The organism is Synergistaceae bacterium (genome assembly GCA_017540085.1).
GTDB lineage: Bacteria > Synergistota > Synergistia > Synergistales > Aminobacteriaceae > JAFUXM01.
Genome location: JAFYBQ010000028.1, coordinates 126,194 through 137,978, shown reverse-complemented (window position 1 = coordinate 137,978; position 11,785 = coordinate 126,194). Strand labels below are relative to the sequence as shown.

At 49.7% G+C, this 11,785-nt stretch carries 13 protein-coding genes; 3 read left to right on the top strand and 10 right to left on the bottom strand.

From position 1 onward, the window contains the following. Positions 1-100: 100 nt before the first annotated feature. The gene (locus IKQ95_06140; GenBank protein ID MBR4196274.1) at positions 101-1,465 is read right to left on the bottom strand and encodes a GntP family permease; all 1,365 of its coding nucleotides are present in this window, start codon (positions 1,463-1,465) and stop codon (positions 101-103) included. Between the two features lie 93 nt (positions 1,466-1,558). Here IKQ95_06140 and IKQ95_06135 point away from each other — a divergent pair, with 93 nt between their 5' ends. Further along, complete coding sequence (locus tag IKQ95_06135; protein ID MBR4196273.1) at positions 1,559-2,140, top strand: sugar O-acetyltransferase; 582 nt, start codon at positions 1,559-1,561, stop codon at positions 2,138-2,140. Between the two features lie 50 nt (positions 2,141-2,190). On the opposite strand, the gene ispG is transcribed toward IKQ95_06135, so the two are convergent. From ispG to IKQ95_06095, 8 genes are all read right to left on the bottom strand, one after another. Next, the gene (gene ispG, locus IKQ95_06130) at positions 2,191-3,231 is read right to left on the bottom strand and encodes a (E)-4-hydroxy-3-methylbut-2-enyl-diphosphate synthase (GenBank protein MBR4196272.1); all 1,041 of its coding nucleotides are present in this window, start codon (positions 3,229-3,231) and stop codon (positions 2,191-2,193) included. A 3-nt stretch (positions 3,232-3,234) separates the two neighbouring features. Beyond that, positions 3,235-4,281: an RIP metalloprotease RseP gene (gene rseP / locus IKQ95_06125; protein ID MBR4196271.1), complete on the bottom strand. Its 1,047-nt coding sequence runs from the start codon at positions 4,279-4,281 to the stop codon at positions 3,235-3,237. A gap of 60 nt (positions 4,282-4,341) precedes the next feature. Further along, complete coding sequence (locus IKQ95_06120; protein MBR4196270.1) at positions 4,342-5,322, bottom strand: glycosyltransferase; 981 nt, start codon at positions 5,320-5,322, stop codon at positions 4,342-4,344. A 217-nt stretch (positions 5,323-5,539) separates the two neighbouring features. Further along, positions 5,540-6,730: a pyridoxal phosphate-dependent aminotransferase gene (locus tag IKQ95_06115; protein MBR4196269.1), complete on the bottom strand. Its 1,191-nt coding sequence runs from the start codon at positions 6,728-6,730 to the stop codon at positions 5,540-5,542. 14 nt (positions 6,731-6,744) lie between these two features. Further along, positions 6,745-7,545 carry an MBL fold metallo-hydrolase gene (locus IKQ95_06110; GenBank protein MBR4196268.1) on the bottom strand — a complete coding sequence of 267 codons (801 nt, stop codon included), beginning with the start codon at positions 7,543-7,545 and terminating at the stop codon, positions 6,745-6,747. Then, positions 7,542-8,156 (bottom strand): YigZ family protein, encoded by a 615-nt coding sequence (locus tag IKQ95_06105; protein MBR4196267.1) that lies wholly within the window; start codon positions 8,154-8,156, stop codon positions 7,542-7,544. Before IKQ95_06105 ends, IKQ95_06110 begins: the two co-directional genes overlap by 4 nt. Continuing rightward, positions 8,134-8,619 carry an HIT domain-containing protein gene (locus tag IKQ95_06100; GenBank protein MBR4196266.1) on the bottom strand — a complete coding sequence of 162 codons (486 nt, stop codon included), beginning with the start codon at positions 8,617-8,619 and terminating at the stop codon, positions 8,134-8,136. Before IKQ95_06100 ends, IKQ95_06105 begins: the two co-directional genes overlap by 23 nt. Before the next feature lie 38 nt (positions 8,620-8,657). Continuing rightward, positions 8,658-9,203: an epoxyqueuosine reductase QueH gene (locus IKQ95_06095; protein ID MBR4196265.1), complete on the bottom strand. Its 546-nt coding sequence runs from the start codon at positions 9,201-9,203 to the stop codon at positions 8,658-8,660. A gap of 107 nt (positions 9,204-9,310) precedes the next feature. Between IKQ95_06095 and IKQ95_06090 the strand changes: the two genes are divergently transcribed. Continuing rightward, the gene (locus IKQ95_06090) at positions 9,311-10,240 is read left to right on the top strand and encodes a GDP-L-fucose synthase (protein ID MBR4196264.1); all 930 of its coding nucleotides are present in this window, start codon (positions 9,311-9,313) and stop codon (positions 10,238-10,240) included. Here IKQ95_06090 and rlmN read toward each other — a convergent pair. Next, a complete protein-coding gene (gene rlmN, locus IKQ95_06085) occupies positions 10,221-11,261 on the bottom strand; it encodes a 23S rRNA (adenine(2503)-C(2))-methyltransferase RlmN (GenBank protein ID MBR4196263.1) in 1,041 nt (346 codons plus the stop codon). The genes IKQ95_06090 and rlmN overlap by 20 nt on opposite strands. Positions 11,262-11,333: 72 nt before the next feature. Between rlmN and IKQ95_06080 the strand changes: the two genes are divergently transcribed. Continuing rightward, positions 11,334-11,777 (top strand): hypothetical protein, encoded by a 444-nt coding sequence (locus IKQ95_06080; protein MBR4196262.1) that lies wholly within the window; start codon positions 11,334-11,336, stop codon positions 11,775-11,777. Positions 11,778-11,785 lie beyond the last annotated feature (8 nt).

Below are 11,785 nucleotides of genomic sequence, written 5' to 3'. Positions count from 1 at the left end.
GTCATCTTCTTTCTTGTGATGGGTAATTGTCCTAATATTAGCACACAAAAAACGGGGAACAGGTCTCGCACCCATTCCCCGGAAAATTTCTGCGTTAAGTTTACAGCATGTACAGCGAAATTCCGTATATCGCCAATACAGCAACGACTCCCTGAATCAATGTTGCCATTGTCTGAGCCTTGTACGCAGTATTGAGATCCATATCGCTGAACTGAGTTACGACCCAGAAATACGAGTCATTAGCGTGTGATACGACCATTGCCCCGCTGCCGATTGCGAGAGTCGCAAGCACTCCGCCCATAGGTGAACCGAGTCCCAATGACGCGAGCATAGGCGCGATAATCTGAGCTGTTGTTACGATTGCTACGGTTGATGAGCCTTGCGCTGTCTTGAGAGCCGCCGCGATGATAAACGGAAGGAATATCCCGAAATTGTAGGACGCTAAAGCCTCGCCGATGTAATGACCGACTCCCGAAGCCGAAATTACCGCGCCGAGTCCGCCTCCTGCCGCCGTAATCATGATGATGTTCGCGCCGTCTTTGACTCCCGCGCCTATCCACCCGTTTGTTACTTCCTCAGTGAAAGGAGCGAGGAAGAAGCACAAAATTACGCCGATCGACAAAGCTATAACGGGGTTGCCCAAGAATGACGCGACAATGAAGAGCGTTGACTCTTTTCCGCCGATTTTCGCGAGGGTTGAAGGGTAACTTATGAACGAGCTGAACGCGATTAAGATTAACGGAATAAGAATCGGTGCAAATGATTTGAACGCTGAAGGAAGAGTCCCGTACTTTGCTTTGAGTTCCTCATATGAGCCGCCTTCCTCTGTGTTTGTGTCGAAAGGCACCGGGAGTTTCGGCCCTGCGATTAGCGCGTAAATATATCCGGCAATCATAGAAATTATTGACACCGCGATTCCCCACATGATGACCATTCCGAGATCTGCACCGAGTTCATTTGCTGCTGCGATCGGCCCGGGCGTGGGAGGAACAAGAGTATGTGTCGCGTAAAGTCCTGTTGACAGAGCGATTGCCATTGTGGAGAGGCTGACTTTGCTGCGGCGTGCTAATGACTTGTTCAGCGACGAGAGAATTACGAAGCCTGAGTCGCAGAAAACGGGAATCGATACTACCCAGCCGATGAGACTCATTGCGAGGGCAGGACGCTTTTCACCGACGACGTGAAGAACTGAGTCGGCCATCGTGAAGGCAGCCCCGGACTTTTCGAGCATTGCGCCTATGATCGTGCCGAGAAGAATCACTATGCCTATTCCCCGGCATGTTCCGCCGAATCCGTTCAGTATCGTGTCGAGGACTTTAGCCGGTGCCATTCCGACAGCGAGTCCCATTGCGAGGGCGACCGCGAACAGCGCGACAAACGGGTGAAACTTCATCTTAGAGATCAGAAGCACCATTAAGATTATGGCAACAATGAGAATTACTACCAACATAGAACCCTGAACCATTGCGGGAAAATCCCCTTTCTGAAAGTTTTTGTGCGAATGGAAAATGTATCGTGTAGAATTATACGCAATTTCCTGCGAAAGGTGATTAGCAATTTGAACGAACGTATGAAGATGACTGCCGGAGAATTATACAATCCCGGTGATGATGAGCTGTACATGCTGAGGACGAAAGCTCACAGGCTCTGCATGATGTACAACGCGCTTTACGACACGGACGAGGAAGAACGCTACAAGATTCTCCGCGAGCTTCTGCCGTATTCAGACCACGAGGCATATTTTCAGGGACAAATATTTTTCGACTACGGTATAAATATACATATCGGGAAAAATTTTTACGCCAATTTCGGCACAACGATTCTTGACATCTGCCCGGTTACAATCGGCGACAATGTTATGTTAGGGACAAACGTCTCACTCCTCACCCCTATGCACCCGCTAAGATGGCAGGAACGCAACGCAAATCCCGACAAAGACGGCAATATGATTCAGCTTGAGTACGGTAAGCCCATCACAATCGGCAATAATTGCTGGCTTGCCTCAAATGTAACAGTAATCGGAGGCGTAACAATCGGTGAAGGCTGTGTGATAGGCGCGGGAAGTGTCGTAACTCGTGATATACCTGCCGGAGTTTTGGCCGCTGGGAATCCGTGCAGGGTAATAAAGACAATAGAGTGAAAAAATGACCTCCCTGCGAAATTCCGGGGAGGCCGTCAAATTTCTGTCTTCTACATTTTCAGGAACTCAGGCAAGACCGCTTCAAGCTCATCAAACGGATATTCTCCGCAGGATTTCCCCTCACGGAACAACACCGCACCGCCCGGAGTCCCTGCGATTCCGAACTGCGCGTGCCTCGCTTCTTTCGGGCCGTTGACCTCACAGCCCATCACAGCAACCGACACGCCATCAGGAAGCCCCGCGAGCATAGGCTCAACAATCTTCACGAGCCGCATAACATCAGCCCGCCTGCGTCCGCAAGTAGGGCATGAGATGAGATTCACGCCGCGAGTCCGAATCTCAAGTGCCTTCAGAATCTCATAGCCGACTCGTACTTCCCTTTCAGGCTCATCAGTCAGCGAGACTCTTAACGTATCACCGATTCCCCTCATCAACAACGCTGAAATACACGCAGTACCTTTCACGACTCCGCCATCGCTCGGCCCTGCCTCTGTGAGTCCTATGTGCATTGGGAAATCAGGATATGCCGACGCGATAAGCTCATTCGCCCGGACGCATTCGGGAACGCTTGAGGATTTCGCCGACAATATGATGTCCGTGAAATTATGACTCAGCAATAATTCTGCCTGCTCGCGTACTGCAAGAAATAACGCCTCTGCCCGGTCTCCTTTTGCCGCGTCAAGCTGGGACTGTGATACGCTTCCGCCGTTCGCGCCGATTCGAATCACAACGCCTGAACTTTTCGCGCATGATATTACGTCATTGAGGCGGGACAATGGCATGTTTCCGGGATTGATTCGGATTGCCTTACAGCCGGACTCCATCGCAAGAATCGCTAATGCCGGGTCAAAATGAATGTCCGCCATAATCACAAGCCGTGTCGACTCTACGAGAGCGCGTAAATCATCGGCATATTTCGCTTCAGGAAGAGCCGCCCGCGCCATCTCGCACCCGGATTGAATCAGCCGCTCACACTGCGCTGTGCATTCGTCCCTTTTATCGAGGGAAATTTTCAGCATACTTTCTACACGTACAGGAGAATCACCGCCGATAGTGAGTCCGTTAATGTTTACTTGTCGTTTGCTGTTCATGGCCTAATGTGTGAGGAACAAATTGTAGACATCCTTGCATGTAACAAGAATCATCAATGAAATTAATACGACAAATCCCGCCGTGTGAATCCAATTCTCGACTTTTTCGGGAAGCCTTCTGCGTAATACTATCTCAAGCAGTACGAACAGTATCCGCCCGCCGTCAAGAGCCGGAATCGGGAAGAGATTCAGTATTCCGAGATTTAACGCGATTATTGCGATGAACGACACAAAGCCCCATAGCCCGGAGCGCAAAGCATGGCCGGACATTGACGCGATCCCCACAGGGCCGGTAACGTCTGCCTCCTGATAGCCCATGACTAACTCAGCGAGTCCCCGTAACATCATTGCGGTCATCCTGTAGATATAGCCCGCCGAGTTCCTGAACGCCGAAAAGAATCCGTAGCGGACATATGACGGCGATATTCCCAGCATGGGACGGCCGTATTCCTCATTGTTTGGTATGTTTACGGTGAGGGTTAATATTTCGTCCCCGCGCTTGATTTCTACTGAGACTGACTCATTTTTCCCGGCCTCTGTGCGAATCTTCTCGGACATTTCGCGCCATTTGCTGACTGACTCGCCGTTGACTTTCTGAATCTCATCGCCGACTCTGATTCCTGCTGTTTCTGACGGGAAGCCGGGCATAATTTCGCCGATTTTCGTGCTGTCCATGTCGAGAACGCCATGCCCCCAGAGGAACAGAGCCATCAATACCACAGCAAGCAGAATGTTGAAGGCTGAGCCGTTGAGGAGAATCAGAAAACGTTTCCACGCGGGCTGTTCGTTGAAGCCATGACCGGGGATGACAGACTCGCCGTCGTCCTCCTCATTCATTCCCGCGAGACGGCAGAACCCCCCGACAGGGAACGCCCGACATGACCATAACATTCCGTGTTTGTCCCTGCGCTGAAGGAGAGCCGGCCCCATTCCGAACGCAAACTCGTGAACCTGAACGCCGAGAATTTTGGCGGTGATGTAGTGGCCGTATTCGTGGACGATTACGCAGACGGCTATAACGATGACGAAAGCTATAACGCTCAAAATCAAATGCAAACTGTATACAGCTCCTTGTTATGTGATGGAAATTTTCACATAGTATACAGCAAGTTATTTCCTGCGCGGCTTGTGAATGTGAAGGAGAGTGAAAATATGCTTGACGAATGTCTTTGCTTTTTGTACAAGTGAATGCCTTGACTTTGAATAATATATCTTCCAGTAATTTCTGAGGTAATCCATGAGCCTGGCATGAGATTCGCTGCGGGGCTTTGAATATCCCTGATACCCAGCATTCGCGGCGGTGAAATAAAAAAGAGCTTTGAGCTGTTCTGAGACTCTTGGCGGAAGGTCTGCGCGGGAATATATTTTCTCTAGGGCGTAAAACTCGCGGGGGTATCCGTCCTTGTCGTAAATATTAGCCGAGTCTCTTGTAAGCTCTTCATTTTCATGGAGAACATAACAGTACAGCCAGTAATCAATATAGCAGACTTTGACATTCTTCCTGCTGAGGGCAATATTGATGAGCCAGTCAACGTCCTCACAGTATCGCAGGCTTTCGTCAAACCTTATGCCCCCTATGATTTCGCGTTTTAGTGCTTTGTTGGGGGTGAAGCCTCCGACTTTGTTGCTTTCAAGAATCCTGAAGCATAATTCCTCGCCGTCAGAAATTTCAGCGTCATCACTCTTCATATCCTGAGCATTATATACGGGGAAACCTTCTGCCGGAATATTCATGCTTATGTAGTGCCGGAACACTATAGCATCCGGTCGGCCTAGTACTTCTATTGCCTTTGACAGTACGGAAATCAGACAAGGAGAGGCGTAATCATCAGAATCACAGAACGTAATATATTCCCCCCTGCACTGAGTGAGCGCAATATTCCGGGCGTGGCTTGGGCCGTGATTTTCGGTGTGGGTTACGTGTATGAATGGATATTTGTCGGCATAGGAGTCGCAGATTTCCCCGCTTGAGTCTGATGAGCCGTCATCGGTGATAATTATCTCGTAATTTCGTGAGGGCATGTTCTGATTTATGAGGCTGTCTAGGCACTTGGCGATGTATTTCTCTGTGTTATAGACGGGGATTATTATGCTGAATTTCGGACACGAATCAGGCTGTCGGCTGTCGGCTGTCGGCTGATTATAGCTAGATTATCCGGCATTATCAATTATTCCTTTCTTTGTGTGTTTTTGCTGGTAGGTACATAATAATATTGGCAGGCTGAGTCCAGCGGCTTTACGTCCGAAACGCCCCCTGACCCGAAATCAGGTGCTTGAATGACTCAAAGCCTGCTGACAAAATTATACCCTATCTTGCGTAACGGCTGTATGTCTCCTTCATGCGTGAGAGTGCCTCGTGTATATATCTCTCAGGGCAGGCGATATTCCAACGCTCGAAGCATTCGCCCTGCTCCCCGAAAATATATCCCTCGTCAAAGAATAATCTTGCCTCCTCACGGTTAATCCGCTCTAATTCCTCATGGCCGAGTTCAAGCCCGCGCATGTCAAGCCACAGCAAATATGTCCCCTCAAGATCAAACACTTTCACCGCAGGAAGCTCCCGCGAAATGAAGTCCGCAATGATCCTCCTGTTGCCGTCAATCACTCTCAGGCACTCGTCAAGCCATTCACCGCAGAATTTATACCCGGCCTCACATGCTGTATAGCCGAGTATGTTGCACTTAGGGTTAGGGTTTGACAGCCTGAGAGAGGCAAGGAACTTTTCACGGAGAACGGGATTCGGGATGAATATATTTGAGGTCTGAAGCCCGGCAATGTTGAATGTTTTGCTCGGAGCGGTCAGAACAAGGCAGTTATCCGCGAACTCATCACAGATTGAGGCGTAAACCGTGTGAGAATGCCCCGGCATAATCAGGTCAAAATGAATCTCATCCGACACGACAAGCACATTATTTTTCAGGCAGATATTTCCGATTCTCTCAAGCTCGCCGCGAGTCCAGACTCTTCCGACAGGGTTATGAGGGCTGCACAGGATTAACATTTTTGTGTTCGGGTCTGAGGCTTTCCGCTCCATGTCGTCAAAATCAATCTCGTACCTTGTCCCCGTATTGATGAGCGGATTTGCTACAAGTTTACGGCCTGTTGTGTTCACGGCCATGTACATTGGGTAGTACACGGGAGTCATAATCATAACCCCGTCTCCCTCGTTCGTGTAAGTCAATACAGCCCGGAAAAATGCGTCAACGACTCCGCTTGACGGGAGTATCCATTCAGGACTCGCGCTCCAATTCCGGCGGACTCTCATCCATTCGCAGACTGCCGAAAGATATTCGGGCGTGGGATTCTCGTAGCCCATTATTGACGTGTCAAGCTGGGACTTTATCGCGCTCACAATTTCCGGCGGCGTAACAAATTCCATGTCAGCAACGGAAAACGGGATAATGTCATCGGATTCCTTCACTCCGTATTTCGCCATCTCGCGCCATTTCCCGGAGCCTGTGTTGAATCTTTTGCGGACGGTCTCAAAGTCATATTTCATTCTCGTATCTCCCCTCATAGTGTGATAGTCTCGAAATCATCAGGCACGAATAAATTTCCGGAATAATACTGCCTCCCTTCAGCGGTGTAACGCTCCTTCCTGTGCGCTAAGTCTGAGTCCTCTGTGTGATAAAGCAATAAATTTTTCACGCCGAGTTTCTGCGCGGTAATGCAGGAGTCTTTGACGGTTGAATGATGTTTGCCGTAGGGGTCAAATATTTCTGCGTCCGAGTAAAGGCAGAACGCCTCATGAAACATCCATTCACAGCCCCGTACATAGTTATAGCTCGATTCATAGCACGGCTCATCACCGCAGAAGGCTAATTTTTTCCCGCAGTCGTAATCCATGATGAAGCCGAATTGTTTTGTACGGGCTGAATTTACGTCAAAAAATTTTACGTCATGGCCGATGATATTGCGGGTCTCGTTTTGGCTGACGGTGATTAGGTGAATGCGCCTGCCTACATAATCATACTGGTACGGCAGAAGAAACTTCCGGCAAATCTCATCAAGAAGCGGGATGACATCGTCATGCGAGTAAATATTCATGTCGCCGGAAAATCTGCCCTTGTCCATCAGTTGAGCCGAAATCCTGATTACCCAGATTGCGCCGAGTATGTGATCTATGTGCGAATGCGAGATAAAGACCTCGTGAATTTCCGGGAGGGTGAAGCCCGCGTGCTTTATTTGATGGAGAATCGTATTGCCCCCGCCAGTGTCGACAAGAAAAATTTTTCCCCTGTCGCTGAGAATAAAGCATGTGTTGAAGCATTCTGTAACAAGAGCGTTGCCCGTGCCAAGCATTATTACTCTCATGATATTTTCTCCCATTCCGCAATAATTGCCCGCGCTTTCATTTCGTCAAGCATGGCCGACAATTTCCCGCATTCATTCTCCGGGACATCACATATCACGCTCACGCCCTCCGAGTAATTCCACCGCAAATTTACCGCCCCGGCACCCTCAAGCAGGCGCGTAACATTCCCGACAGAGCTATAGCCCATCGCTACACGTACCGCCGACATTGCGACACGTTCGACATTCCCGCAAAGCTCAAGCGCATTCATGGCCGTATCTCCGTAAGCGTCAATCAATCCCCTGACTCCCAGCTTCACACCGCCGTAATATCTCGTAACAATCACAATTACATTCACGAGTCCCGAATGCTTTATCGCGTTGAGGATTGGCCGTCCTGCTGTCCCAGATGGCTCGCCGTCATCGGATGAGTACTCCGTTCCGTCAGAGAGAATATACGCCCGGCAGTTGTGAGTCGCGTCCCTGTGCCGTGATATTACGTCAGCTAGAATTGCGCGGGCTTCCTGTTCGTCATGGCAGGGGGAAACTTCAGCGATAAATACCGAGCGTTTTATTTTCTGTTCGTACTGCGATGACTTTTCCGGCTCTCTATACGCATTCGGCCCAGGCATCTTTTATCCTTCGCCAGGAATTTTCGATTGCGTCAGAAATGACTCTTGTCTCGCCTATCACGGGCATAAAATTATTGTCCCCGTTCCATCTTGGTACTATGTGCCTGTGCAAATGTCCGTCAACACCTGCGCCCGCAGTCCGTCCGAGATTGATGCCCATGTTGAAGCCGTCCGGGTGCATTACTGTTTTGAGGACTTTAACGGCTTTTGACGTAAGCACGTGCATTTCGAGAACCTCGGAGTCAGTGAGGGACTCATAAACATTCGTATGACGGTACGGAATCACCATCATATGACCGGGATTATACGGGTAAAGATTCATGATGACAAAGCAAGACTCGCCCCTGTGAACGATAAAATGCTCATCATCTTTGTGTTCAGCCGGAAAATCACAGAAGATACACCCTTCATGCTTGGGTGCCTCAATGTATGACATTCTCCACGACGCGTAAAGCTGCTGCAATATTGCCGCCTCCTTAAAGTTTTGTGTGAATGCTGAGATTATACAGTATGAGTAATGCTGAACGTACAGCCGCAATAATTCTGACGGTAGAGTCCCATTTCCCGCGAAATTTTTACCGAGCGTAAGAAGCCGTTATTTTTCCGCCAGATTCGACTCTCCCATTTCAGGCCGTGAGATTCTGAGACTGCCCCGCCAATTTCGTTGATGAGAGTAACATTCTTGTGCGGGCTGATGGTTAATGTTGTTGACATGTATTCACAGCCCAATCGAACCGCCTCACGCGCTGAAGCCTCAAGCTGAATCCTGAAGCACTCCGCGCACCTTTTCCCGCCTTCCGGTTCATGTTCGAGGCCGTGAATTTCACTGAGCCATTTTTCCGGGACATACTCAGGAATCGTACAGGGGACTCCGTTATGAGCCGTGAGAATGTGGACAGCCTCAAGCCGCCGGAGATACTCATCAAGCGGGTGAATGTTGCTGCCGTAAAAGAAGCCGTAAACATTCCACCCTTCAGCGAGTAGGTCAGGTATCGGGACAGTTCCGTCCGGGGCGCAGCAAATGTGAAGGAGAATATTTTTGTTCATGGGATAATTATAGCCGTCTCAGGAAATAAAATCAGCGGAAAGGATTTGACGGCCTGAAGTAAGGCGCGGGGGTATAATCTGCCGGAAAACTTCAGGGAGTGTGAATCATGAACAGGGACTCGAAAATTTATGTCGCAGGTCATAACGGCATGGTAGGCTCCGCGATTCTCCGCGAGCTTCAGCGGCAAGGCTATACGAACATCATCATGCAGACTCACTCAGAGTTAGACCTCACGAGGCAGGCAGACGTTGAATCATTCTTTGAGCGCGAGAAGCCTGAGTATGTATTTCTTGCGGCGGCCAAAGTCGGAGGCATTGCGGCAAATTCGGCCTCTCCGGCTGATTTCATGTACGTCAACATGATGATAGAGATGAACACGATACACGCGGCATTCTCGAACGGGTGCAGGAAGGTTGAATTTCTCGGCTCATCGTGCATTTATCCGCGCATGTGTCCTCAGCCCATCAGGGAAGAATATTTATTGTCCGGCAGTCTCGAAAAGACAAATGAAGCCTACGCCCTCGCGAAAATCTCCGGCCTGAAATACTGCGAGTACCTCAACACACAGTACGGCACGGACTATATTTCGGTCATGCCCTGCAACCTTTACGGCCCGAACGACAGCTATCACCCGGAAAACTCGCATGTATTGCCCGCACTCATCCGGCGGTTTCACGAGGCGAAAATCTCCGGCGCAGAGTCCGTAACATGCTGGGGGGACGGAAGCCCCCTGCGTGAATTTCTGTACGTTGACGACCTCGCAGAATTGTGCGTTTTCCTCATGAACAATTATTCCGGCAATGAGACAGTAAACGCCGGTTCAGGCCGCGAAATTTCCATCAGAGATTTGACCGCCCTTGTAGCTGAGATTGTCGGGTATTCAGGAAAAATTTTGTGGGACACCTCAAAGCCCAACGGAACGCCCCGCAAAGTTATGGACATAAGCAAGGCCGCCTCGCTGGGCTGGAAGGCTCGCACGGGACTCAGGGACGGAATCAGGCTGGCCTATGAGGATTTCAGGAGCCGTTACGCATAGACCCCGCCAACTGTCCGCAGGCCGCCATGATGTCAGAGCCTCGCTCTTTCCTCAGCTCATACTCTATTTTCATTTCGGCGAGAACAGCGCAGAAGGCTTTAATCCGTGATGTGTCGGAGCGTTTCAGGTCAGGCCGCGAGGGAATCGGGTTGAACGGGATAATGTTTATGTACGGTTCGAGGCCGTCAAGAAGGGCGGCTGTCTCGTAGGCCAGCTCCGGGGAATCATTCACGCGGTCAATCAGCGCATATTCGACGGTGATTCGTTCCCCGGTTCTTTCGCGGTAACGTCTCAATGAGGCTGTGAGCTTCTGAAGCGGATACTGTTTGTCAACGGGCATCAGTTTTGCGCGTAATTCGTCATTCGGGGCATGAAGTGAGAGCGATAATCTTATGGGAATCTCAAAGTCTGCAAGGTCTTCAATGCCGGGGGCGATTCCTGATGTTGATATTGTTATGTGCCTCGCGCCGAGATTACGCATATTTTTGTCATTGAGGGAACGTATTGCGGAAAAAACATTGTCCTCGTTCAATAGCGGCTCACCCATTCCCATGAACACAATATTGTTGATGTCAGCCCCGTTGATTTTCTCCATCATCAGAAACTGTCCGAGTATTTCGCCCCGCGTTAGATTCCGTGTGAAGCCGTTTGCGCCCGTCTCACAGAACGCACATTTTAACGGGCAGCCTGCCTGCGATGATATGCACGCTGTCTTATGGCCTCCGTGATTTAGGAGAACGGACTCAATTTTCGCGCCGTCATTGAGAGTCCAGAGATATTTTTTTGTGCCGTACCGTGAAACTTGCTGACGTATCATAACGGGGAAGGACATAATGACATTCTCATTCAGTTTTTCGCGCAGGGCTTTGCTTAGGTTAGTCATTCCGTCATAAGTGAACTCTTTTTTCGCGTAAATCCATTGACAGACCTGAGCGCCCCGGAATTTCTGTTCACCAAGATTCCCGAAAAGAATCTGCCAGTCATTGAGCGTCAAATCTAATGCACTGTAAATATTTTCCATACTACATAAATTCCTCCTTTATCGTTATAATATCAAACGTTCCAAAATTTTTATCACGGAGGATTAAAGGCAATGAAGAAATTTCTTGCGTTGGTACTTGTCCTGCTCTCAGCGTCCTGCGCGTTTGCTGAGGATGCTTTTGTCCAGCAGAAGAACTTGGGCAGAGACCGGGCGGGGCTTCAGTGGTGGATTGTAGGATACGGAACAAGCACATCGGGGTATTACGCTGTGGCGCGGGAATATTACACGAACGCCGGGGCAAAGGCGGAGACCGTGAACGCTCTGTCATCCCGCTACGGAGTGCCGCATGACCGGGCTAATGCTCTTTACCTCACCGAGTACAGATTCGAATACACATCAGACGGCGGCCAGTATGCTGAAGTATCAAGAGTATTCTACGACATGAAGGGCGATGAAATCTGCGGCTACAGGACGGGACACGTAATCTTCAACCCTATAATACCTAACACCGTGCAGAGCAAGGGCGCGGCTTACGCTATGGGCAAGATTAAGTAGACAGAAGG

Coding starts and splice junctions, on each gene's coding strand:
- IKQ95_06140 (MBR4196274.1), bottom strand. CDS start 1,465: ATGGTTCAGGGTTCTATGTTGGTAGTAATTCTCATTGTTGCCATAATC.
- IKQ95_06115 (MBR4196269.1), bottom strand. CDS start 6,730: ATGAAATATGACTTTGAGACCGTCCGCAAAAGATTCAACACAGGCTCC.
- IKQ95_06110 (MBR4196268.1), bottom strand. CDS start 7,545: ATGAGAGTAATAATGCTTGGCACGGGCAACGCTCTTGTTACAGAATGC.
- IKQ95_06095 (MBR4196265.1), bottom strand. CDS start 9,203: ATGAACAAAAATATTCTCCTTCACATTTGCTGCGCCCCGGACGGAACT.
- IKQ95_06080 (MBR4196262.1), top strand. CDS start 11,334: ATGAAGAAATTTCTTGCGTTGGTACTTGTCCTGCTCTCAGCGTCCTGC.
- rlmN (MBR4196263.1), bottom strand. CDS start 11,261: ATGGAAAATATTTACAGTGCATTAGATTTGACGCTCAATGACTGGCAG.
- ispG (MBR4196272.1), bottom strand. CDS start 3,231: ATGAACAGCAAACGACAAGTAAACATTAACGGACTCACTATCGGCGGT.
- IKQ95_06105 (MBR4196267.1), bottom strand. CDS start 8,156: ATGCCTGGGCCGAATGCGTATAGAGAGCCGGAAAAGTCATCGCAGTAC.
- IKQ95_06090 (MBR4196264.1), top strand. CDS start 9,311: ATGAACAGGGACTCGAAAATTTATGTCGCAGGTCATAACGGCATGGTA.